The 21,954-nt window shown below is 62.4% G+C and carries 20 protein-coding genes; 18 read left to right on the top strand and 2 right to left on the bottom strand.

What is annotated here, in order from left to right; all coding sequences use genetic code 11:
- Nucleotides 1–60 precede the first annotated feature (60 nt).
- From gltA to purF, 17 genes are all read left to right on the top strand, one after another.
- Complete coding sequence (gene gltA, locus AAGS40_RS24140; protein WP_345815531.1) at nt 61–1,362, top strand: citrate synthase; 1,302 nt, start codon at nt 61–63, stop codon at nt 1,360–1,362.
- A 317-nt stretch (nt 1,363–1,679) separates the two neighbouring features.
- Nucleotides 1,680–3,089: a 3-isopropylmalate dehydratase large subunit gene (leuC, locus tag AAGS40_RS24135; RefSeq protein ID WP_345815530.1), complete on the top strand. Its 1,410-nt coding sequence runs from the start codon at nt 1,680–1,682 to the stop codon at nt 3,087–3,089.
- A 5-nt stretch (nt 3,090–3,094) separates the two neighbouring features.
- Complete coding sequence (locus tag AAGS40_RS24130) at nt 3,095–3,253, top strand: entericidin A/B family lipoprotein (RefSeq protein WP_345815529.1); 159 nt, start codon at nt 3,095–3,097, stop codon at nt 3,251–3,253.
- An 86-nt stretch (nt 3,254–3,339) separates the two neighbouring features.
- Nucleotides 3,340–3,993, top strand: coding sequence for a 3-isopropylmalate dehydratase small subunit (gene leuD / locus AAGS40_RS24125; RefSeq protein ID WP_345815528.1), 654 nt, complete (start codon nt 3,340–3,342; stop codon nt 3,991–3,993).
- Nucleotides 3,994–4,080: 87 nt separating this feature from the next.
- Entirely contained in the window at nt 4,081–5,148 is a 1,068-nt protein-coding gene (gene leuB, locus AAGS40_RS24120; RefSeq protein ID WP_345815527.1) for a 3-isopropylmalate dehydrogenase, read from the top strand.
- 350 nt (nt 5,149–5,498) lie between these two features.
- The gene (asd, locus tag AAGS40_RS24115) at nt 5,499–6,620 is read left to right on the top strand and encodes an aspartate-semialdehyde dehydrogenase (RefSeq protein WP_345815526.1); all 1,122 of its coding nucleotides are present in this window, start codon (nt 5,499–5,501) and stop codon (nt 6,618–6,620) included.
- 139 nt (nt 6,621–6,759) lie between these two features.
- Nucleotides 6,760–9,411, top strand: coding sequence for a FimV/HubP family polar landmark protein (locus tag AAGS40_RS24110; protein WP_345815524.1), 2,652 nt, complete (start codon nt 6,760–6,762; stop codon nt 9,409–9,411).
- Entirely contained in the window at nt 9,408–10,220 is an 813-nt protein-coding gene (truA, locus tag AAGS40_RS24105) for a tRNA pseudouridine(38-40) synthase TruA (protein ID WP_345815522.1), read from the top strand. The genes AAGS40_RS24110 and truA overlap by 4 nt, the downstream gene beginning before the upstream one ends.
- Nucleotides 10,217–10,939, top strand: a complete 723-nt coding sequence (locus tag AAGS40_RS24100; RefSeq protein WP_345815520.1) for a phosphoribosylanthranilate isomerase — start codon at nt 10,217–10,219, stop codon at nt 10,937–10,939. Before truA ends, AAGS40_RS24100 begins: the two co-directional genes overlap by 4 nt.
- 60 nt (nt 10,940–10,999) lie before the next feature.
- Nucleotides 11,000–12,193: a tryptophan synthase subunit beta gene (trpB, locus tag AAGS40_RS24095; protein ID WP_345815518.1), complete on the top strand. Its 1,194-nt coding sequence runs from the start codon at nt 11,000–11,002 to the stop codon at nt 12,191–12,193.
- Nucleotides 12,194–12,204: 11 nt separating this feature from the next.
- Nucleotides 12,205–13,122: a site-specific DNA-methyltransferase gene (locus tag AAGS40_RS24090; protein ID WP_345815516.1), complete on the top strand. Its 918-nt coding sequence runs from the start codon at nt 12,205–12,207 to the stop codon at nt 13,120–13,122.
- Nucleotides 13,123–13,169: 47 nt separating this feature from the next.
- Complete coding sequence (trpA, locus tag AAGS40_RS24085) at nt 13,170–13,982, top strand: tryptophan synthase subunit alpha (protein ID WP_345815515.1); 813 nt, start codon at nt 13,170–13,172, stop codon at nt 13,980–13,982.
- A gap of 84 nt (nt 13,983–14,066) precedes the next feature.
- On the top strand, nt 14,067–14,939 hold the full coding sequence (gene accD / locus AAGS40_RS24080; RefSeq protein WP_345815514.1) for an acetyl-CoA carboxylase, carboxyltransferase subunit beta: 873 nt from the start codon (nt 14,067–14,069) through the stop codon (nt 14,937–14,939).
- Nucleotides 14,940–15,140: 201 nt separating this feature from the next.
- Nucleotides 15,141–16,451, top strand: a complete 1,311-nt coding sequence (gene folC, locus AAGS40_RS24075) for a bifunctional tetrahydrofolate synthase/dihydrofolate synthase (protein WP_345815512.1) — start codon at nt 15,141–15,143, stop codon at nt 16,449–16,451.
- Nucleotides 16,452–16,480: 29 nt separating this feature from the next.
- A complete protein-coding gene (locus tag AAGS40_RS24070) occupies nt 16,481–17,455 on the top strand; it encodes an SPOR domain-containing protein (RefSeq protein ID WP_345815510.1) in 975 nt (324 codons plus the stop codon).
- 7 nt (nt 17,456–17,462) lie between these two features.
- Nucleotides 17,463–17,957 carry a CvpA family protein gene (locus tag AAGS40_RS24065; protein ID WP_345815509.1) on the top strand — a complete coding sequence of 165 codons (495 nt, stop codon included), beginning with the start codon at nt 17,463–17,465 and terminating at the stop codon, nt 17,955–17,957.
- A gap of 153 nt (nt 17,958–18,110) precedes the next feature.
- Nucleotides 18,111–19,661, top strand: a complete 1,551-nt coding sequence (purF, locus tag AAGS40_RS24060; RefSeq protein ID WP_345815507.1) for an amidophosphoribosyltransferase — start codon at nt 18,111–18,113, stop codon at nt 19,659–19,661.
- A 73-nt stretch (nt 19,662–19,734) separates the two neighbouring features.
- Here the strand turns inward: purF and AAGS40_RS24055 are convergent, their stop codons facing one another.
- Together AAGS40_RS24055 and AAGS40_RS24050 are read right to left on the bottom strand one after the other, a co-directional pair.
- Nucleotides 19,735–20,517, bottom strand: a complete 783-nt coding sequence (locus AAGS40_RS24055; RefSeq protein WP_345815505.1) for an AraC family transcriptional regulator — start codon at nt 20,515–20,517, stop codon at nt 19,735–19,737.
- A 78-nt stretch (nt 20,518–20,595) separates the two neighbouring features.
- Entirely contained in the window at nt 20,596–20,937 is a 342-nt protein-coding gene (locus AAGS40_RS24050; RefSeq protein ID WP_345815504.1) for an FKBP-type peptidyl-prolyl cis-trans isomerase, read from the bottom strand.
- Between the two features lie 186 nt (nt 20,938–21,123).
- Here AAGS40_RS24050 and AAGS40_RS24045 point away from each other — a divergent pair, with 186 nt between their 5' ends.
- Nucleotides 21,124–21,930 (top strand): HAMP domain-containing sensor histidine kinase, encoded by an 807-nt coding sequence (locus tag AAGS40_RS24045; RefSeq protein ID WP_345815503.1) that lies wholly within the window; start codon nt 21,124–21,126, stop codon nt 21,928–21,930.
- Nucleotides 21,931–21,954 lie beyond the last annotated feature (24 nt).

The following is a 21,954-nucleotide window of genomic DNA, read 5'->3' as shown; positions in this document are numbered from 1 at the left end:
CGCTGTTCCAGGCCTGCAATTATCGAAAACCTGTTTCCATACTTCGATTGAGGATGTGCTATGACCCCGTCAGATGTTAAAGCCACGCTATCGTTCAGCGACAATTCGCCGAGCGTTGAAATGCCGATTTACAAGGGCACCCTCGGCCCGGACGTGATCGACATCCGCAAACTGTACGGTCAAACCGGCAAGTTCACGTATGACCCGGGCTTCATGTCGACGGCGGCTTGCAACTCGGCGATCACGTACATCGACGGTGACAAGGGCGAGCTGCTGTACCGCGGCTACCCGATCGACAACCTCGCGCAGAACGCAGACTTCCTCGAGACCTGCTACCTGCTCCTGAAGGGCGAACTGCCGAACGTGCAGCAAAAAGAAGAGTTCGTGAAGACTGTCACGAACCACACGATGGTGCATGAGCAAATGCACTTCTTCTTCCGCGGCTTCCGTCGCGACGCACACCCGATGGCGATTCTGGTCGCCGCAGTCGGCGCGCTGTCGGCGTTCTATCACGACTCGCTCGACATCAACAATCCGCGCCACCGTGAAGTGTCGGCCATTCGCATGATCGCGAAGCTGCCGACGCTCGTGGCCATGGCGTATAAGTACAGCATCGGCCAGCCCTTCGCGTACCCGAAGAACGACCTGTCGTACAGCGCGAACTTCATGCACATGATGTTCTCGAATCCGTGCGAAGAGTACAAGGTCAACGACGTGCTGGTGCGCGCGCTCGACCGTATCCTGATCCTGCACGCAGACCACGAGCAGAACGCTTCCACCTCGACGGTGCGTCTCGCCGGCTCGTCGGGCGCGAACCCGTTCGCGTGTATCGCCGCGGGTATCGCCTGTCTGTGGGGCCCGGCGCACGGCGGTGCGAACGAAGCAGCGCTGAACATGCTGGAAGAGATCGGCTCGGTCGACAACATTCCCGAGTTCATCAAGCAGGTGAAGGACAAGAACTCGGGCGTGAAGCTGATGGGCTTCGGTCACCGCGTGTACAAGAACTACGATCCGCGTGCGAAGCTCATGCGCGAAACCTGCCACGAAGTGCTGGAAGAGCTGGGTCTGCACGACGACCCGCTGTTCAAGCTGGCCATGGCGCTCGAAAAGATCGCACTGGAAGACGAATACTTCGTGTCGCGCAAGCTGTACCCGAACGTCGACTTCTATTCGGGCATCGTGCAGCGCGCGCTGGGCATCCCGACGTCCATGTTCACGTGTATCTTTGCGATGGCGCGTACGGTCGGCTGGATTGCGCAGTGGAATGAAATGATCGCCGATCCGGAACAGAAGATTGGCCGTCCGCGTCAGTTGTTCGTGGGTGACACGGAACGCGAAGCGAAGCCTATCGACAAGCGTTAAGTCGAGGTTGTTGGCGGCGCCCTGGCAGGCAATGTGCGCTGCAACCGCATCGTTTGAACGTAGACCGAGTGAAGTAAAACGCCCTGACGGGTCAACCGTCAGGGCGTTTTCTTTTATGCGCTTACCCGCAAACAAACGGACGTCATGCCTTGCCGGGTAACACCCATACAGGTATCGGCACTACCACCCAACTCACTGTTTTTTATCGGTTTTTTCCCTGATGGGGAGACCCGGAGCGAGCCGCCGCGTGGCATAATCGACCGACACGGTCAGCCCGCAGTTCAGTCTGCAGTTCAGTCATTACTACCCCGCATACCATGGCACAGACTCTTTACGACAAATTGTGGAACACCCATGTGGTCCACACGGAAGACGACGGTACGACGATTCTTTACATCGACCGCCACCTGCTGCACGAAGTTACGAGCCCCCAGGCGTTCGAAGGGCTGAAGCTCGCCGAGCGTCCGGTATGGCGCATCAGCGCGAACCTGGCCGTGTCGGACCATAACGTGCCGACCACGGACCGCAGCCACGGGATTGCCGATCCGGTGTCGAAGCTGCAGGTCGATACGCTCGATTCGAACTGCGACAGCTACGGCATTACGCAGTTCAAGATGAACGATCTGCGTCAGGGCATCGTGCATATCATCGGGCCGGAGCAGGGCGCTACGCTGCCGGGCATGACGATCGTCTGTGGCGACTCGCATACGTCGACGCACGGCGCGTTTGGCGCGCTGGCGCACGGCATTGGAACGTCGGAAGTCGAGCACGTGCTGGCCACGCAAACGCTGCTGCAGAAAAAGAGCAAGAACATGCTCGTGAAGGTGGAGGGTCAACTGCCGCGCGGCTGTACTGCTAAAGACATCGTGCTCGCCATTATCGGCAAGATCGGCACGGCAGGCGGCACCGGCTACGCCATCGAATTCGGCGGGTCGACCATTCGCGCGCTGTCCATGGAGGGCCGCATGACGGTCTGCAACATGGCGATCGAAGCCGGCGCGCGCGCCGGCATGGTCGCCGTGGACGACACCACGATCGACTATCTGAAGGGCCGCCCGTTTTCGCCGGAAGGCGTCGAGTGGGATCACGCGGTCGAGTACTGGAAGCAATTCAAGTCCGACGACGGCGCGCAGTTCGATCGCGTGGTCGAGTTGAATGCCGCTGAAATCGTGCCGCAGGTCACGTGGGGCACGTCGCCGGAAATGGTGACTGCCGTAGACGGCCGCGTGCCCGATCCCGAGCGCGAGAAAGACCCGGTCAAGCGTGACGCAATGGAGCGCGCACTGAAATACATGGCGCTCGAACCGAATGCGCCGATTGAATCCATCAAGCCAGATAAAATCTTCATTGGGTCGTGCACCAACGCGCGCATTGAAGACATTCGCGCCGCGGCTTACGTCGTGAAGAAACTTGGCCGCCGCGTCGCGCCGAACATCCGTCTTGCCATGGTCGTACCGGGTTCGGGGCTGGTGAAGGCGCAGGCGGAACGCGAAGGCCTCGACAAGGTTTTCACCGACGCCGGTTTCGAATGGCGTGAGCCCGGCTGCTCGATGTGTCTCGCGATGAACGCCGACCGGCTCGATCCGGGTGAGCGTTGCGCGTCCACGTCGAACCGCAATTTCGAAGGTCGTCAGGGCGCCGGTGGCCGTACCCACCTGGTTAGCCCCGCGATGGCTGCGGCTGCGGCCATCGAAGGGCATTTCGTCGATATTCGCAAGCTTGGATAAATCGCATGATGAAGAACATGAATCGCACCACTCTACTGCGCCGCTTCGCACTCGGCACCCTGACCGGGCTACTGCTCGGTCTGGCCGGTTGCAACACGGTGCACGGATTCGGCGAGGACATGTCGCACCTCGGCAATTCGATCAGCAACCACGCTGACAAATAAGCGGTTTTCGATTTTTGCCGGCGATGCGGCGAGGGGCTATGCAGCCGCCACGCGCATCGCCCGGTCTTGAGACAGGCAGAAGCGTCATGGAAAAATTCATCGTACATACCGGCGTCGTGGCGCCGCTTGATCGCGAAAACGTCGACACGGACGCGATCATTCCAAAACAGTTTTTGAAGTCGATCAAACGGACGGGTTTCGGCCCAAACGCGTTTGACGAATGGCGCTACCTCGACCACGGCGAGCCCGGCCAGGATAATTCGAAGCGTCCGCTGAACCCGGACTTCGTGCTGAATCAGCCGCGTTATCAGGGCGCGTCGATCCTGCTGGCGCGCAAGAACTTCGGTTGCGGCAGTTCGCGCGAGCACGCGCCGTGGGCGCTCGAGCAGTACGGCTTTCGCGCGATCATCGCGCCGAGCTTTGCTGACATTTTCTATAACAACTGCTTCAAGAACGGACTGCTGCCCATCGTGTTGACGGAACAGCAAGTCGATCATCTGTTCAACGAAACTTACGCGTTCAGTGGTTTCAAGCTGACCGTCGACCTGGAAGCGCAAGTGGTCCGCACGTCGGACGGCGGCACGGAGTATCCGTTTGAAGTTGCGGCGTTTCGGAAGTACTGCCTGCTGAACGGTTTCGACGACATCGGCCTCACACTGCGTCACGCCGACAAGATCCGCCAGTTCGAAGCCGAGCGGATGACGAAGCAGCCGTGGCTGGCACATCGCATTGTCGGATGAAGCAGTTGGGTCGAGGGCCCGCGCGCATGCTGGCCTGTTCGACTGTTCGAGCTTGAAAGTCCTGAGAAATATCATTAAGGAATTCGCATGAAGATCGCAGTGTTGCCGGGCGACGGCATCGGTCCCGAAATCGTCAAGGAAGCCGTGAAGGTTCTGAACGTGCTCGGCGAAAAGTTCGAACTCGAAGAAGCGCCGGTCGGCGGCGCGGGTTATGAAGCGAAGGGCCACCCGCTGCCCGATTCCACGCTGGCGCTTGCGAAAGAAGCGGATGCGATCCTGTTCGGCGCGGTCGGCGACTGGAAATACGACTCGCTCGAACGCGCGCTGCGCCCGGAGCAGGCAATTCTCGGTTTGCGCAAGCATCTGCAACTGTTCGCGAACTTCCGTCCGGCGATCTGCTATCCGCAACTCACGGGCGCTTCATCGCTGAAGGAGGATATCGTTTCGGGCTTGGACATCCTGATCGTGCGCGAGCTGAACGGCGACATTTACTTCGGCGCGCCGCGCGGCATGCGTGAAGCGCCGGACGGCCCGTTTGCCGGCGCGAAGGAAGGCTTCGACACCATGCGCTATTCAGAGCCGGAAGTGCGCCGCATCGCGCACGTCGCGTTTCAGGCGGCGCAAAAGCGTCAGAAGAAGCTGACGAGCGTGGATAAGGCCAACGTGCTCGAAACGTCGCAATTCTGGCGCGACATCATGATCGACGTGTCGAAGGAATATGCGGATGTCGAGCTGTCGCACATGTATGTCGACAATGCGGCAATGCAGCTGGTCAAGGCGCCGAAAGCGTTCGACGTGGTCGTCACCGGCAACATGTTCGGCGACATTCTTTCCGACGAGGCCGCCATGCTGACGGGTTCGATCGGCATGCTGCCGTCGGCGTCGCTGGACAAGGACAACAAGGGCTTGTACGAGCCGTCGCACGGGTCGGCGCCGGATATTGCCGGCAAGGGTGTCGCGAATCCGCTGGCTACGATTCTGTCGGCTGCGATGATGCTGCGCTATTCGCTGAACAAGACGGAACAGGCTGATCGTATTGAAGTCGCAGTGAAGAAAGTGCTCGAACAGGGCTATCGCACGGGCGACATTCTCACGCCGGGTTGCAAGCAGGTCGGCACAGTCGCGATGGGCGACGCAGTGGTGGCGGCGCTGTAACAACGCAAGGTCACGATTGGCCGCAAAAAGGCCTTTAGATCGCGGATCGGCTTCGAATGAGATCGATCCGCGCATAATCGGACTAAGGCGGCGGACAATCGGGCCGCCAGGCGGCGGTTTTCGTGTATATTGTAACGATGGCACCCCAAGCTCAAATCTCCTCGATTTCGAAACTGCACGGCAAAACGGCCCGTGCGGCAGAGCTCGCCATTGCTACTACAGCACTCATTAAAACGATTACCCCGAAAACGATCACGAAGCGCTGATCGTCCGTCGTGCCCGCTCATCTTCCCCGCGCGGTCACCGCGGGCAAAGATGCGGGGAAGTTTCCACTCGAAGGGTATGAAGTCATGAACGTAGGTCTCGTAGGTTGGCGCGGCATGGTCGGCAGCGTCCTGATGCAACGCATGCAGCAGGAAGGCGATTTCGATCTGATCGAACCGGTGTTTTTCAGCACCAGCAACGCGGGCGGCAACGCGCCGTCGTTCGCCAAAAACGAGACCAGGCTCAAAGATGCGACAAGCATAGATGACCTGAAAAAGTGCGAAGCGATCATCTCCTGCCAGGGCGGCGATTACACCAATGAGGTGTTCCCGAAGCTGCGCGCTGCGGGCTGGAACGGTTACTGGATCGACGCGGCTTCGTCGCTGCGCATGAAAGACGACGCGGTAATCATTCTCGATCCGGTCAATCTCGACGTGATCAAGAATGCGCTCGTGAAAGGTCAGAAAAATTTCATCGGCGGCAACTGTACTGTCAGTCTGATGCTGATGGCGCTCGGCGGCCTGTTCCGCGAAAACCTCGTCGACTGGATGACGGCCATGACGTATCAGGCCGCTTCGGGCGCGGGCGCGCAGAACATGCGTGAACTGCTGCAGCAAATGGGCACGCTGTACGGCGCCGCCAAGGAAGACCTCGCGGACCCGTCGTCGGCGATTCTGGATATCGACCGCCGCGTGCTCACCGCCATGAACAGCGACCGCATGCCGACCGACAACTTTGGCGTCCCGCTCGCCGGCTCGCTGATTCCGTGGATCGACAAGGATCTCGGCAACGGCATGTCGAAGGAAGAGTGGAAGGGCGGCGCGGAAACCAACAAGATTCTCGGCAAGCCGGCCATGGGCACGCCGGGCTCGATTCCGGTCGACGGTCTATGCGTGCGGATCGGCGCTATGCGCTGCCACTCCCAGGCGCTGACCATCAAGCTGAACAAGGACGTACCGCTGGACGAGGTGAACAGCATCCTCGCGTCGGGCAACGACTGGGTTAAGGTCGTGCCGAACGAGCGCGAAGCTTCCATGCGCGATCTGTCCCCCGCGGTGGTCACCGGCACGCTGACGGTGCCCGTCGGGCGGGTGCGCAAGCTGGCGATGGGCGGCGAATATCTGTCGGCGTTCACTGTCGGCGATCAGCTGCTCTGGGGCGCGGCCGAGCCGCTGCGACGCATGCTTCGCATTGTGCTCGACAAGTGAAGTAAACTACGCCGTTACGACGCGTAGAAAACTCAAAAGGCGTCGCGCTTGCGCGGCGCTTTTTTCATTGTGTGCTCCACATATCTTGTCTTTTTCCAATTGCAAAAAAGGGCTGCGCGCTGACGCGCCTGGAGTTCCGATGAACCATCGACACTCTTTTCCATGGGCTACGTTCCTGCATCGGGACGCAGCCCGGCTCACGGCTACTGCAGTTCTCGCGGTCACGCTGACAGCGGGCGGCCTCGGCGCCGCACGGGCGGCGACCGAGGCGAGTGCGCCGGACGCCGCATCGGCTTCCACATCGGCCACCTCGTTCTCATTGGCGGCCGGCAGTCAGGTCACGGTCAAGTCGGGCCAGTCGCTGAACGACATCGCCATAGCGGCCACGCAGTCGCACGATCGGGCGACGCTCGCACGCGCATCACGTGCTTTGTTCGACGCGAACCCGAGCGCTTTCATGAGCCACGATCCCAGCAAGCTGCGTCTCGGCGCTGTGCTGACCGTGCCGGCATTGGATGCGACTGGCGCCGCGGCGTCCGCGGCGAACGCGACGGCGTCGTCGGCCGATGCTTCGTCGGCTGCGACAAACGCGGCGTCGGCTGCGGGCGGCGCGCCTGGCGCTGCGCAAACGGCTGCTGCAACCACGGGCGCGGCGAGCCCTGGCACGGCGGGCGTGGCGAACGGGGCGAGTTCGGCGAGTCCGGCGAGTGCAGCAAACGCAGGGACGCTGGTAGCGAATCCGGGCCTGCCCGAAGCGGCTAGCGCGACGACCGGCTCGAGCGCGGCGGCAGCGAACGGCGCCGCTTTGCCCACGTCCGCGCCTGTCACGGGCTCGCAGGCGGCGGCTCCGGCTAGCGGCGCGCATTCGTGGTCGGGCTCGGTTGAGGCAGCAAGTGATTCCGCGACAGGCGCGGCGGCCGGGCAGGGCGCCTCGCAGCCGCGTCAGGTGTCCAGCCTGCAACAACTGCTGGCGCTAAAAAATCGGGTGCTGATGGAGCTGCAGAAGCACGGGATCGGCGGGACGCCGGCCGGTACGGCCGGCACGGCGTCCACGAGCGGCGTGCAGCCGGCGGCTGGCGCTTCATCGGCGGCGGTGGTCTCGGGGCACCCCGCCGCGGCGATGTCCACGGCGGGTAACGCACATATCTCGCAGAGCGGCCTGAGCGTGGCTGCGGCGGTCGGCGCGGCGCTAGTCGTGTTGCTGGCTGCACTGCGCATGCGTCGTCGTAAGCGTGACGACACGGCTGCACCTGAGGCGGCGACGAACGGCAGCGCACCAATGGGAACGTCAGGCGCCGCAATCGGCTCACGGGACGCAGCCGCGGCGCGCGTCGGGCATCCAGCCGAAGAAACGCAAAACATACACGGCGGCGCAGGCGCGCTGGTGGGCGTCGAAATGTCAGCAGCGAACGCTGACGCGACGGAGCACGAAGCGCAAATGCACCGTGCCGCTTTGGAGCAGGCTAACGTGGAACCCACGTCGACCGGCCATGTAAGCGCTGAACATCTGGCTGCCGGGCAGGATACAGCGGAGCGGCGTCAGGCCGAGCAAGCCGAGCAAGCCGAGCTGGCCGAAGCGGATGGCGCGATGGCGGAGCGCGCGGCAGCGGACGAGGCAATGGCAGCCCGCCCGGCAATCAACGAGCCGCACGCCGAACACGCGCAAGCCTTCGCACCCCAAGCTGAACCCTTGGCGGCGCAATCGGAATCAACCGACAGTCCCGAGCATCACGACTTTGCTGCAAAAGCACCGGACCACCTCGATACAGCGGATGACACGGCCCGTGGCGAATCGCCCGAACCTCTTCCGCTGGCGCGTCACGATCATTACGACGATCCGAGCAGCGAAACGACGGCCGCAAGTCTCGCCGCAGCAGCCGAACTGGGTGCGGACGCGTTGCCACCAACCGCGCTAGCGCCGCTTACACCGTTCGACGAGCCGTCCTTCGAGCCGGCGGACCTTCCGCACGCGCTGCACTGGGACGACAAATCGCTGGACGACGCGCTCACCGAGCCGCCTGAACCGCCCGAGCCGTCGGCGCTGCCACTCGGCATCGCGACGGCCGGTCTCCTCGCACACGAGCAAGGGGATGCGACTGCGCCGGTCATCGACTTGTCGCAGGAACCTGTCGAGCCGCATGCGATCGCCCCGTTTATCCCGCCGCCGATGGTTGCGCCGCCGGTCGACGCGCATGCCGACACTGCTGTCGCGCCAGCAGCGCCAGCAGCGCCAGCAGCGCCAGCCGCACCGGCCGGCATGCCTCCCGAGACGCTCGACGCGCTCAGCGCCTTCGGCAGCCTGGACATGCCGTTGCCGCCGCGCGTCGAATCGTACGCTGACAGCGTGCAGGCGCCGGCATCGCTGACCACGCAGCCGGTCGCGTCGCCGAACTCGACCGCCCAGCAGGCTATTGCGCCGCACGATCCCGACGACGCCCCGCACATCGCCGACGAAATCGCCGCCGGCACCGCTGGCCACGCCTCCGTCGCGGGGCTGGGCGCAGGTGTGGGGACGGGACTGGGCGGCGCGCTCGGCACGTCCGGCTTCGGTGCACTCAACCTCGACTTCGACCTCGAATTGCCACCGAGCCGCAGTCAGCCGCTGCCGGCCTTTACACATGGGGAGCTGGCGCGGATCGCGCGCAACAAGCTCGATTTGGCCGCCGAGTACATCGAACTCGGCGACCTCTCCGGCGCGCGCACGCTTATCAACGAAGTGATCGAGGCAAACGATCCGGCAACGCACACTGAGGCCCGCGCGCTGCTCTCGACTCTCGCACCGTTGTCGTGAAGCGGATTGCTTTAGGCGTTCAGTACGACGGCTCGGCGTTCTGTGGTTGGCAATCGCAACCGCATGGCAACACGGTTCAGGACGAACTCGAACGCGCGTTGCGAGCGTTTGCGCAGACGCCGGTGCAAACCATCGTGGCCGGTCGGACCGATACGGGTGTGCACGGTCTCGGCCAGGTCGTGCATTTCGACACCGAGCTGGATCGCGCGGACGTTTCGTGGGTGCGCGGCACGAATTCGTTTCTGCCTGCCACCGTGGCGGTGCAGTGGGCCAAGCCGATGCCCGACGAATTCCACGCGCGTTTTTCGGCGTTCGAGCGCACCTATTACTACCTGCTGTACGTGAACCCGGTGCGTTCCCCCATGCTCGCGACACGCGCCGGCTGGACACATGCATCGCTCGACGTCGACGCAATGCGGGCTGCCGCGGCGCTGCTAATTGGCGAGCACGACTTTTCGTCTTTTCGGTCGTCGCAATGTCAGGCCAAGACGCCGGTCAAGCACCTGTATCAGATCGACATTCAGCAACAGGGCGATTTCGTGCATTTTCGCTTTCGGGCAAACGCATTCCTGCATCATATGGTGCGCAATCTGATGGGCTGTCTGGTCTACGTTGGCCGCAGGCGTCGCCCGGTCGCGTGGATGACGGAAGTGCTCGCCGCCCGTGACCGTGAGTGCGCCGCGCCCACTTTCATGCCGGACGGCCTGTATCTCGCGCAGGTGGGCTATCCCGAGCAATTCGCTGTGCCCGCGCCGCAAGCCGGCAGCGTGCCGTGGAGTCATATATGGACCGAGCAGGTCAACCGATGAAGCCGGCACAATGCGCGGCGGCACAAAACGGGCGCGCGGAGGCAGGCGAGGCGTCGCGCGCCATCGCGTATCGCACGCGCATCAAGCTGTGCGGGCTCTCCAAGCCAGAAGACGTGGCGCATGCAATCAACCTGGGCGCCGACGCGATCGGCCTTGTGTTTTATCCGCCAAGTCCGCGCTCGGTCAGCGTTGCGCAGGCGGTGGAACTGGTCCATGACATACCGCCGTTTGTTTCCGTGGTGGGCCTCTTCGTCAACGCTACGCCGGACTGGGTTCGCGAAGTGGTGAGCAACGTCGGCCTCTCGCTGCTGCAATTTCATGGCGACGAGACTGCGGGGCAGTGCGAAATGCTCGCTGGCGTTGCGGGTTTGCCTTGGTTGCGCGCATTGCGCGTCGCAGCGGATACTCAACCGGCTGATTTGGTAAAATCGGCGCTTAACTATTCAGCAGCCAGCGGCCTCCTGTTCGACACCCATGTCGAAGGCTACGGCGGCGGCGGGAAGGTTTTCGATTGGTCACTTATTCCAGCAGAGCTCGCGCGTCGGGCCGTTTTGAGTGGTGGGTTGAACGCGCAAAACGTCAGTGAGGCGATCCATCGCGTGCGCCCGTACGCAGTCGATGTCTCCAGCGGCATCGAGGTGCCGGGCGCCAGGGGCGTGAAGGATCACGCCCGGATGGCGGCATTCGTGCGCGCAGTGCGCGCGGCGGACGCCGAATGATTCCAGTGACGCAGCAGCTTTGTATCGTGCTTGCGTCACACACTGAGCAGAGTGATCACCATGTATAACTTGCCTGACGCAAGAGGCCATTTTGGCCAGTTTGGCGGCGTGTTCGTCGCAGAAACGTTGGTCCACGCGCTCGACGAACTGCGTGCCGCGTACGAGAAATATCAGAAAGATCCGGAGTTCGTCGCGGAATACGAACGCGAGTTGAAGTACTTCGTGGGTCGTCCGTCACCGATTTATCACGCGCAGCGTTGGAGCGAGATGCTCGGCGGCGCGCAGATTTTCTTCAAGCGCGAAGACCTGAATCACACCGGCGCGCATAAGGTGAACAACGTAATCGGTCAGGCGTTGCTGGCGAGGCGCATGGGCAAGCCGCGCGTGATCGCGGAAACCGGTGCGGGCCAGCACGGCGTGGCCACCGCGACGATTGCCGCGCGCTTCGGCATGGAGTGCGTAGTCTACATGGGCGCAGAAGACGTGCGTCGCCAGGCGGCCAACGTCTACCGGATGAAGCTGCTGGGCGCGACCGTCATTCCAGTGGAATCGGGCTCTCGCACGCTTAAAGACGCGCTCAACGAGGCAATGCGCGACTGGGTAACCAACGTCGAAAACACGTTTTACATTATTGGCACGGTCGCCGGTCCGCACCCGTATCCGATGATGGTTCGCGATTTCCAGCGCGTGATTGGCGATGAGTGCAAGGTGCAAATGCCTGAACTGGTCGGCCGCCAACCCGATGCAGTGATTGCGTGCGTCGGCGGGGGTTCCAACGCGATGGGCATCTTCTACCCGTATATCGACGATACGTCCGTGCAGTTGATCGGTGTCGAAGCGGCGGGCGACGGCATTGAGTCTGGTCGGCACGCGGCCTCATTGATCGGTGGCAGCCCCGGTGTACTGCACGGCAATCGGACCTATCTGCTTCAGGACGAAAATGGCCAGATTATCGAGACGCATTCGGTGTCGGCGGGTCTCGACTACCCTGGCGTAGGTCCCGAGCATGCATGGCTGAAAGAAAGCAATCGCGCACAATATGTCGGCATCACCGACGAAGAAGCGCTCAAGGCGTTCCACGACTGCTGTCGCATTGAAGGCATCATTCCGGCGCTCGAGTCGAGTCATGCGCTGGCTTATGCCGCGAAGCTTGCGCCCACGTTGCCGAAGGAGAAATACCTTCTGGTCAACCTGTCGGGCCGAGGCGACAAGGACATGCACACGGTCGCCGAGCGATCGGGCATCCAGTTCTGAGCGCCCGGACGATGCGCGACGAGTTCGACGAGCCGCAGCCGGCGGAGGAAAGCAGCGCGGCCGCCAGCATAGCGGCGGCCGATACACTTGCGCAGTTGTTGCCGCAGGTGCCCGCCGGTATCCAGCTGTTGAACCGCGACTTTCTGATGGACGTTGCGAACATTCCCGATGGGTCGATTGACCTGATTGTCTGCGATCCGCCTTATGGTCTGGGCAAAGACTACGGCAACGACTCGGATATGCGAACGGGCGAGGACTTTCTCGCCTGGACTCGCGGCTGGCTTGATCTGGTCATCCCAAAGCTCAAGCCATCCGGTTCGCTCTATATTTTCTGCACGTGGCAGTACGCGCCTGAAATCTTCAGCTTTCTGAAGACAAAACTCACGATGATCAACGAAATCATCTGGGACCGGCGCGTTCCGAGCATGGGCGGAACCGTGCGCCGATTTACGTCGGTGCATGACAACATCGGTTTCTTCGCGGCTTCGAAGGATTATTTCTTCGATCTCGATCCCGTGCGCATCCCCTACGATGCCGTCACGAAGAAGGCGCGTTCGCGGAAGTTGTTCGAAGGAAGCAAGTGGCTGGAGCTTGGCTATAACCCGAAGGATTTATGGTCGGTCTCGCGACTGCATCGGCAGCATGCCGAACGCGTCGCCCATCCGACGCAAAAGCCCTTGGAAATCGTCGAGCGAATGGTGCTGTCGAGTTGCCCAAAAGGTGGTCGCGTACTCGACCCGTTCATGGGCAGCGGCACCACCGCAGTTGCTTGCGTCCGCCATCAGCGCGAATTCGTCGGCTACGAAATTAATGAAAGCTACTGCGCGATCGCGCGCGAGCGCGTGAGCGCCGCTGCAATGCCGCCGGCAAGCACGCGTAAGACTCGCAAACCCGCGATCCGTCCCGAACAGCAGACCGAGACGCAATAGGCGATTCGTCGTCCGTGCGCGGTATTCAGACAATCGAGAATATTTTCATGTCACGAATCAAGAAGACATTTGACGCGCTGTCAGCGCAAGGCAGAAAGGGCCTCATTCCATTCATGACGGCCGGCGATCCCGATCCGGCACAGACCGTCGAGTTCATGCACGCACTCACGGCGGGCGGGGCCGATGTCATCGAATTGGGTGTGCCCTTCTCCGATCCTATGGCCGACGGCCCGGTGATTCAGCAATCCTCTGAGCGCGCGTTGGCCCAGGGCGTTACCCTCCGACGCGTGCTCGCGGACGTAAAGCGTTTCCGTGAAACCAACGACACGACTCCGGTCGTGTTGATGGGCTATGCGAATCCGATTGAGCGTATGGGTGCCGACGCTTTTGCGGCAGCGGCGAGGGAAGCGGGTGTGGATGGTGTGCTGGTTGTCGACTACCCGCCCGAAGAGTGCGCTAAATTCGCCGAAAAGATGCGATCTGCGGGCATCGATCCTATTTTCCTGCTTGCGCCTACCTCGACGGAGGAGCGCATTGCCGAAGTCGGCAAGATTGCAAGCGGCTACGTTTATTATGTGTCGCTAAAAGGCGTGACCGGCGCGGCAAATCTGGACGTTTCCAGCATCGCGAGTAAAATCCCGGCGATCAAGTCGCGCGTACCGCTGCCGGTGGGCGTCGGCTTCGGTATTCGGGACGCGCAGACTGCGCGTCTCGTTGCTGAAGTCTCCGACGCCGTCGTGATCGGTAGCCGCATCGTGCAATTGCTCGAGCAGGCAGCGCCTGACACCGCTGCCCAGACGCTGACCCGCTTCGTCGCCGAAGTGCGTGAAGCGATCGACAGCGTCGCGACTGCCCGATAACAGTTATTTTTTGTCGTCTCGCGTGCGAGAGCCGGGGCGTGCTGCTCGCCTCTCGCAGACTGGCCGACACCTGAAGGATTGACTATGAGCTGGATCGACAAGCTTCTGCCGCCGAAAATCAAACAGACCGACCCGAAAAGCCGCAAAGGCATTCCGGAAGGTTTGTGGATCAAATGTCCGTCCTGCGAAGCGGTGCTCTATCGCAACGACGTCGAGGCGAATTTGCATGTTTGCCCGAAATGTGACCACCACATGCGCATTGGCGCGCGGGAGCGGCTCGACAGCCTGCTCGATCCGGAGGGCCGCTACGAGATCGGTCAGGAAATCGTGCCGGTCGACGCGCTCAAGTTCAAGGACAGCCGGAAGTATCCCGAACGCCTGAAAGAGGCAATGGACGACACCGACGAAACCGACGCAATGGTCGTCATGGGCGGCGCAATTCATACGCTGCCGGTCGTCGTTGCGTGTTTCGAATTCTCGTTCATGGGCGGCTCGATGGGCTCGGTGGTCGGCGAGCGTTTCGCGCGCGGCGCGCAGAATGCCCTCGAACAGAAAGTCCCGTTCATCTGCTTCACCGCTTCGGGCGGCGCGCGCATGCAGGAAAGTCTGCTGTCGCTCATGCAGATGGCTAAAACCACGGCCATGCTGACGAAACTTGCCGAAGCCAAGCTGCCGTTCATCTCCGTGCTGACCGACCCGACCATGGGCGGGGTGTCCGCCAGTTTCGCCTTCCTGGGTGATGTGGTGATCGCAGAACCGAAAGCGCTGATTGGCTTCGCCGGCCCGCGCGTGATCGAACAGACCGTGCGCGAGAAGCTGCCGGAAGGTTTTCAGCGCGCCGAGTTCCTGCTGACAAAGGGCGCGATCGACATGATCGTCGACCGTCGCAAGCTGCGCGAAGAAATCGCGCGACTGATGGCGCTGTTGAGCCACCAACCGGCGGATGCCGTCGCCTGAACGTCTGCAAATCGGCTGGCGGCCACGCCCGACAAGGGGGTCGCCGCCAGCTGGCGTCACGACAATAGCCAGAAAATAGCGCGCCGCGAGAGGGATCAAGCGGCGCGCTGTCATTTCCGGGATAATCACGGTCTTTGCTGCACAACGCTTCTCTTGCCACACCGCTTAACCGACTCACACGCCACACCCGCACTTCAGCCGATGACCACCTTTCCCACCCTCGACGCGTGGCTCACGCACCTCGAATCCGCGCATCCGGTCGGCATCGACATGGGGCTGGCGCGCATCAGCAAGGTGCGCGACGCGATGGACCTGTCGTTCACGTGTCCGATCATCACGGTCGGCGGCACGAACGGCAAAGGGTCGACCTGCGCGATTCTCGAATCGATTTTGCTGCGTGCCGGATTTACGGTGGGCTGTCACACGTCGCCGCATCTGCTGACGTTCAACGAGCGCGCGCGCGTGAACGGCGCAATGGCCAGTGACGCCGAACTGCTGCCGCATTTCGAAGCCGTCGAGGCCGCGCGCCTGAGTCTGTCCGGACCGGTCACGCTGACCTATTTCGAGTTCACGACGCTGGCGATCATGAGCCTGTTCGCGTCGCGCCGGCTGGACGCCGTGATCTTGGAGGTCGGGCTGGGCGGCCGTCTGGACGCGGTGAATATTCTCGATACCGATTGCGCGATCATCACCAGCATCGATATCGACCATACGGAATACCTCGGCCACACGCGCGAAAAGATCGCCTTCGAAAAGGCCGGCATTTTCCGGCCGGGTAAGCCCGCCATTTGCGCGGACCCGGTGCCGCCGCAATCGTTGATCGACCACGCGGAGCGGATCGGCGCCGAATTGTGGCTCTTCGGCCGGGATTTCCGTTATGAAGGGCAGGCGGGCAGCGAGCGTCAGCAGTGGAGTTACGTAGGCCCGACCATGCGCCGTTCGGCGCTCGCTTATCCCGCGTTACGCGGCGCGAACCAGCTGATCAACACGACGGCGGCGCTCGCCGGCCTGGAAGCATTGCGCGACCGTCTGCCGGTCTCCGCGCAGGATATCCGCCTGGGGCTCGCCAATGTGGAATTGCCCGGACGTTTTCAGGTGTTGCCGGGTAAGCCCGCTATCGTGCTGGATGTTGGCCATAATCCGCACGCGGCCGCTGTGCTCGCGCAAAACCTCGGCAATATGGGCTTTTTCCCGTACACCTATGCCGTGTTCGGTGCAATGCGCGACAAGGACATTGCCGGCGTCCTGAGCCATTTGAAGGGTGAGATCGATCACTGGTGTGTGACAGATTTGCCTACGCCGCGAGCAGCATCGGCGGAAGAACTGGAGGCCGCGCTGCGCGGCCAGGGCTTTGCAGATGGCGCTGACAGCAGTGTGGCACGCTATGCATCGCCTGCAGAAGCGTTCCAAGACGCGCTAAAACGCGCGTCAGAGAATGATAGAATCGTGGTTTTCGGCAGTTTCTATACGGTAGCCGGTGTAATGGCCTACCGCAAATCGCAGCAACACTGAACGGGCGCCAGGCTCGAACCAAGCGATTCATGGGAATTTTCTCGTTCGGCAAGAAAGACGACGCGCCCACCCGGCGTGGCGCAAACACCAGTTCCACGCGGGCCGCCCGTGGCGAGCGCGTGGAGCGGCGAACCCGCCGCACGGAGCGCACCGTTGACGCTGACGCGATGCTGCTTGACCCCACGCTTCCCGAAAAACAACGCGCCCGCCGCCGGCTCGTCGGCGCGATTGCGCTGGTCGTGGCAGCGGTCGTTATCCTGCCCATGGTGCTAGATTCGCACCCCAAGCCTGTTACCGACGACATCTCCATCGACATTCCGAGCCGCCCCGCGCCCAAACTCGCGCGGAGCAACGAGGACACGCAAGCCGGCGTAGCGCCGGACAACCCAACGCCCGAATCGGCGAACGCTGCTTCGAGCGTTGCGCCGGCACCTGCGGCAACAGCGGGCGTTGCGCCGGCGCCGGGGCCGTCGAGCGGCGGCAAACAGCAGAGCGCCGCAACGGGCACCAGCACGGCAGCTGGAACTGGCACCGGTACTGGCACGGCAGCAACTTCAGGTAAGCCGACTTCGAAGCCGCAAGCGCCCGCTGTCGCGGCCAACACGACACCAGCAGTTCCTTCGCCGTCCACATCGTCCAAGGCAGCGAGGACGCCGGTCACGACGCATAACGCAGCCACCACCGCGGTGCCGTCACCGGACGATACGAACACCGCGGCGGCCAGCGCCGACGCGAATTCCGGCACGCCGGCATCGCCGCCGGGCAGCCGCTTTGCAGTGCAATTGGGCGCATTCGCGAACGACGCCAATGCTCGCAATTGGGCTGCGAAGTTGAAAGCGGCGGGTGTGCCCGCATATACCGAACATCGGAAGCAGGCAGACGGCTCCACGCTCACGCTTTTGCGCGCCGGACCGTTCGCCGATCGTGCTGCCGCAACCGCTGCGATTGCGAAGGTTCGCGAGGCGGGTTTGACGTCGGGCGCGAACAGCGGCGCTGCACAGTAAGCGCACGATGTTCACTGCGTTCGACTACGCTGTCATGGCGGTGATCGGTTTGTCGGCGTTGCGCGGCACATGGCGCGGCTTCCTGTCCGAAATATTCGGGCTGATCGGCTGGATCGCGGCATTTTTCGTCGCGTGCCGTTTTGTCGGCTATGTCGTGCCGTATGTGCCGGCCACGTGGCCGGGCGGCGCGCTGACGCAGTGGCTGCTGGCCTTTGCGCTCGTGGTGGTGGGAGTGGTACTGGTTGCAAGCGTGCTGAATGCGCTACTGAGCCGCATTGTGCAGGCAACCGGTTTGAGCGGCGTTGACCGCTCGCTCGGCTTGATGTTCGGCCTCGTGCGCGGGGTCATTCTGGTGCTGATTCTGGTCGCCCTGGCTGGCTTGACCGAACTGCCCCAACAGGAATTCTGGCGCAACGCCTTGCTGCGGCCTTATGCGGTCGAAGGCGTGCACATAATGAAACCGCTGCTTCCCGAGACGCTTGCCGCGTACGTCCGCGTTTGACGCTCAGGCGTGCACTCGAAGGGTCGAAGGGACGCAGCAGGACTCCGGCGCAATCCGGTTGCCTGTCAGTAGCATCCACATGCTCTCGCGCTCCGCGCGAACCATGGCAGGCATTCGCGCCCCGACGAATTTCGTACCTTTGAAGGACATGCCATGTGCGGCATCGTAGGCGTAGTTTCCCATTCTCCGGTCAATCAGCTGATCTATGACAGCCTGCTGCTTCTGCAGCATCGCGGTCAGGACGCAGCCGGCATCGCAACCGCGAACGGCAGCAATTTCCACATGCACAAGGCGAACGGCATGGTGCGCGACGTGTTCCGCACGCGCAACATGCGCAGTCTGCCCGGCACCACCGGCATCGGTCAGGTGCGTTACCCGACCGCCGGTTCGGCGTCGAGTGAAGAAGAGGCCCAGCCGTTCTACGTCAACGCACCGTTCGGCATCATCCTCGCGCACAACGGTAATCTGACCAACTGGCAGCAGCTGAAAGATGAGATGTTCCGCATCGATCGCCGCCACATCAACACGAATTCCGACACCGAGGTGATGCTCAACGTGCTCGCGCACGAACTGCAGCTTTCCAGCTCGGGCTTGCAGCTCGACCCGGCTGCGTTGTTCAAGGCGGTGTCGGGCGTTCATCGCCGGGTGCGTGGCTCGTATGCGATCGTTTCGCTGATCGCAGGCTACGGGCTGCTCGGATTCCGTGACCCGTTCGGCATCCGCCCGCTGTGTCTCGGCAAGCAGGAAACGCCAGAGGGCGTGGAGTGGATTCTGGCGTCGGAATCCGTGGCGATCGAAGGGATTGGCTTCGAATTCGTGCGTGACGTGGCGCCGGGCGAAGCGATTTTCATCGACCTCGACGGCAATCTGCATTCGCAGCAGTGCGCGGCTGACCCGAGCCTGAACCCGTGCATTTTCGAACTCGTGTATCTCGCGCGTCCGGACTCGGTGCTCGACGGCGTGCCGGTCTACAACGTGCGTTTGCGCATGGGCGATTATCTCGCCGAGAAAATCAAGCGTGAGCTGCCCGATGTCGCGATCGACGTCGTGATGCCGATTCCCGATTCGTCGCGTCCGGCGGCGATGCAGGTCGCCAAAAAACTCGGCGTCGAGTATCGCGAAGGTTTCTTCAAGAACCGTTATGTTGGCCGCACCTTTATCATGCCGGGTCAGGCCGTGCGCAAGAAGTCGGTGCGTCAGAAGCTGAACGCCATGGGCATCGAGTTCAAGGGCAAGAACGTTCTGATCGTCGACGACTCGATCGTGCGCGGCACCACCTCACATGAGATCGTGCAGATGGCGCGCGATGCTGGCGCAAACAAGGTGATTTTCGCGTCGGCCGCACCGCCGGTGAAATTCCCGAACGTCTACGGTATCGATATGCCGACGCGCGGCGAACTCGTCGCGCATGGCCGGACGGACGACGAAGTCGCGCGCATGATCGGCGCTGACCATCTCGTTTATCAGGACGTCGACGCGCTCAAGCAGGCTGTGCGCGATATCAACCCGGCGCTCAAGGAGTTCGAGGCGTCGTGCTTCGATGGCAACTACGTGACCGGCGATGTGACGACCGAGTACCTCGACCGCATCGAGACGGCGCGTCTTGCTCCGTCGTCCCAATCCGACCGCGACGCCGCGAGCGAAGCGATCGACGGTGGCGGGCCGGCCCGTTCGCAATTGCATCTGCAATTGTCAGTGGGTTAATCGCAGCAGACCCTGGCAAGAAGCGCGGGCCGTCTCCGACAAGACGGTTCGCAAACAGAATATCCGCCGAAAATCAGTGGCGCAACGCGCGCCATTGACCGGGCGCCAGCCCGAAACGCCGCGTGAACGCGTGCGTGTAAGCGCTCTGATCGCTGAAGCCGATGTCCAGCGCAATGTCGCTCAATGACAAACGGGAGTCCGCAAGCAGCGTGATCGACGTATCCAGTCGCAAGCGCTGCAAATACCGGTGCGGCGTCTCCCCAAACGCCTCGATAAACAACTGATGGAAACGCCGCATGCCGAAGCCGCAATGCGCGGCGAGATCGGCAATGCGTAACGATTCCGACAAATGCGCGCGCAGCCAGCGGTCGATACGGGCAAAGTCGAGCCCGGCGCCGTGAGCCACTGCACCTGCTGGTGCCGTGCCCGCGTCCGCGACGAGCGCGGCGCCCAGCCGTGCCGCTGCGTCCCAATGGAAACGGCGCGCGTCGACATCGTCGCCTTGCACGTCACCCGCAGCATGGGCTGCAATGCGGCAGACGAGCGCCGTCAGGGAGGCATCGACGGTGACGGCGCGCGCCCGGTCGAAAAGCCGCTGCGGGACTGCCAGCGAGGCGGCCGGCAAGTCCAGCACCAACTGCCGGTTTTCGCCGATGCCCGCATAGTCATGCCGCGCGCCGGCTGGGATGAGCCAGGCCGAGCCCGCGTCGATTTGCTGCGCGACACCGTCGACTGCCATCACCATCGTACCGTCGAGGCCGAGCACCACCTGATGGAAGTCGTGCACGTCCGACGCTTCGGTCGCGCCATAGCGGCGCAGCGAAACGCACGGAGCGGTGACATCGGCATGACTCATGAGCTAACCTGGCGGTGCGACCGACGACGGCGCGCAATTACAAAACAGCGACAAAAAGCGACAAAAAAGCAGCAAAAATCAGACGTCGAGCAATTCGACTTCGAACACGAGCGTGGCATTCGGCGGAATCACGCCGCCTGCGCCGCGCACGCCATAGCCCAGTTGCGGGGGGATGGTGAGCTTGCGGGTGCCGCCTACTTTCATTCCTTGCACGCCTTCGTCCCAGCCTTTGATCACCATGCCGCCGCCCAGCACGAACGCAAACGGGTCGTTGCGGTCCTTGCTCGAGTCGAACTTCTGGCCGTCGGTCAACCAGCCGGTGTAATGGACGCTGACGGTCTTGCCGGCAACTGCCTCGGCGCCGCTGCCTTCCACGATGTCTTCGTATTTCAGGCCGGAATCGGTCGTCACTGTCGACATAGGTCGCTCCTCAGTTCAAAAAATGTAAAACCGCCATTGTAGGCGTCTTGAGCGCATACGGTCGAAGAGTACGCGTGGCATACGCCTTGCGTCCAGTTAGCCGTCTGGCCAGGCTGTTCGAGCCAGACGGCATGCCTATAATGGGGCTTCTTTCAATCTTCATGCACTGCCTGAGAGGGCTCGACCGTGACAACGTCTTTCACCGGAACCGCCGGCGCAACGCCGGTGCCTTTCGGCTTCGCCGTCTCCGAACGCACCGCGCATCTGCGCGCGGAAACCGCGCTGTTCATGCGCGATCACGTACTCTCGCTGGTGTCGCACGACCTGCGTGGTCCGCTGAACGCCATTCATAGCTGGGCTTACGTGCTGGAGCGCAAACTCGACGCCAACGATCCCAACTCGCAGCGCGCCGTCACCGGCATACGAAACGGCGTCGACCAGCAGGTCAAACTGCTGGAGACCATCGTCGACGCCACGCGCGCCGAAACCAAAGCGCTCGCGCTCGACATAACGCCGTTCCCGCTGCATCCGCTTATCGATGAAACCGTGGACGAAGTGCGTTCCGGTCTTGCACGGGCGCGCGGCGTCGACATTAACCTGGACTCGCAACTCTCAACCGAACAGCTGAACGGCGACCGTGAGCGCCTGGCTGCGGCAATCTGGGTCATGCTCACCTTCGCGGTAGAAGCAAGCCTGAGGGACGCGGTCGTCTCGTTGTCCGTGCGTGCGGACGGCAGCGCGTTCCATGCGGCCGCCACTTTCACGCCAAACTCTGCTGCGCTCGACGATCCTTCGCTGCCGCATCTGCTCGAAGCGTTTGCCCGCAAGCAGGCGCGCGAGCCGCGCGAAGCGAAGCGCATTGCTTGGGTATTTGCACTGTGCAAGCGCGTGTCCGAGGCGCACGGCGGCGGCTTCGAGCAGACCGACACGCAGGACGGCGAGCCGGCCACCCTGTCACTACGTATTCCGCTGAGCGCCACATCTCCGACCTGATCACCAGGCACTTTCACGTTCCGC

Source organism: Paraburkholderia sp. PREW-6R, from assembly GCF_039621805.1.
Lineage (GTDB): Bacteria > Pseudomonadota > Gammaproteobacteria > Burkholderiales > Burkholderiaceae > Paraburkholderia.
The sequence above is the reverse complement of the archived record's forward strand: the minus strand, read 5'-3'. Positions and strand labels throughout refer to the sequence as shown.

Coding starts and splice junctions, on each gene's coding strand:
- asd (WP_345815526.1), top strand. CDS start 5,499: ATGAACGTAGGTCTCGTAGGTTGGCGCGGCATGGTCGGCAGCGTCCTG.
- accD (WP_345815514.1), top strand. CDS start 14,067: ATGAGCTGGATCGACAAGCTTCTGCCGCCGAAAATCAAACAGACCGAC.
- leuD (WP_345815528.1), top strand. CDS start 3,340: ATGGAAAAATTCATCGTACATACCGGCGTCGTGGCGCCGCTTGATCGC.
- AAGS40_RS24055 (WP_345815505.1), bottom strand. CDS start 20,517: ATGAGTCATGCCGATGTCACCGCTCCGTGCGTTTCGCTGCGCCGCTAT.
- AAGS40_RS24065 (WP_345815509.1), top strand. CDS start 17,463: ATGTTCACTGCGTTCGACTACGCTGTCATGGCGGTGATCGGTTTGTCG.
- AAGS40_RS24130 (WP_345815529.1), top strand. CDS start 3,095: ATGATGAAGAACATGAATCGCACCACTCTACTGCGCCGCTTCGCACTC.
- trpB (WP_345815518.1), top strand. CDS start 11,000: ATGTATAACTTGCCTGACGCAAGAGGCCATTTTGGCCAGTTTGGCGGC.
- AAGS40_RS24070 (WP_345815510.1), top strand. CDS start 16,481: ATGGGAATTTTCTCGTTCGGCAAGAAAGACGACGCGCCCACCCGGCGT.
- AAGS40_RS24050 (WP_345815504.1), bottom strand. CDS start 20,937: ATGTCGACAGTGACGACCGATTCCGGCCTGAAATACGAAGACATCGTG.
- purF (WP_345815507.1), top strand. CDS start 18,111: ATGTGCGGCATCGTAGGCGTAGTTTCCCATTCTCCGGTCAATCAGCTG.
- gltA (WP_345815531.1), top strand. CDS start 61: ATGACCCCGTCAGATGTTAAAGCCACGCTATCGTTCAGCGACAATTCG.
- trpA (WP_345815515.1), top strand. CDS start 13,170: ATGTCACGAATCAAGAAGACATTTGACGCGCTGTCAGCGCAAGGCAGA.
- AAGS40_RS24100 (WP_345815520.1), top strand. CDS start 10,217: ATGAAGCCGGCACAATGCGCGGCGGCACAAAACGGGCGCGCGGAGGCA.
- AAGS40_RS24090 (WP_345815516.1), top strand. CDS start 12,205: ATGCGCGACGAGTTCGACGAGCCGCAGCCGGCGGAGGAAAGCAGCGCG.
- leuC (WP_345815530.1), top strand. CDS start 1,680: ATGGCACAGACTCTTTACGACAAATTGTGGAACACCCATGTGGTCCAC.
- leuB (WP_345815527.1), top strand. CDS start 4,081: ATGAAGATCGCAGTGTTGCCGGGCGACGGCATCGGTCCCGAAATCGTC.
- AAGS40_RS24110 (WP_345815524.1), top strand. CDS start 6,760: ATGAACCATCGACACTCTTTTCCATGGGCTACGTTCCTGCATCGGGAC.
- folC (WP_345815512.1), top strand. CDS start 15,141: ATGACCACCTTTCCCACCCTCGACGCGTGGCTCACGCACCTCGAATCC.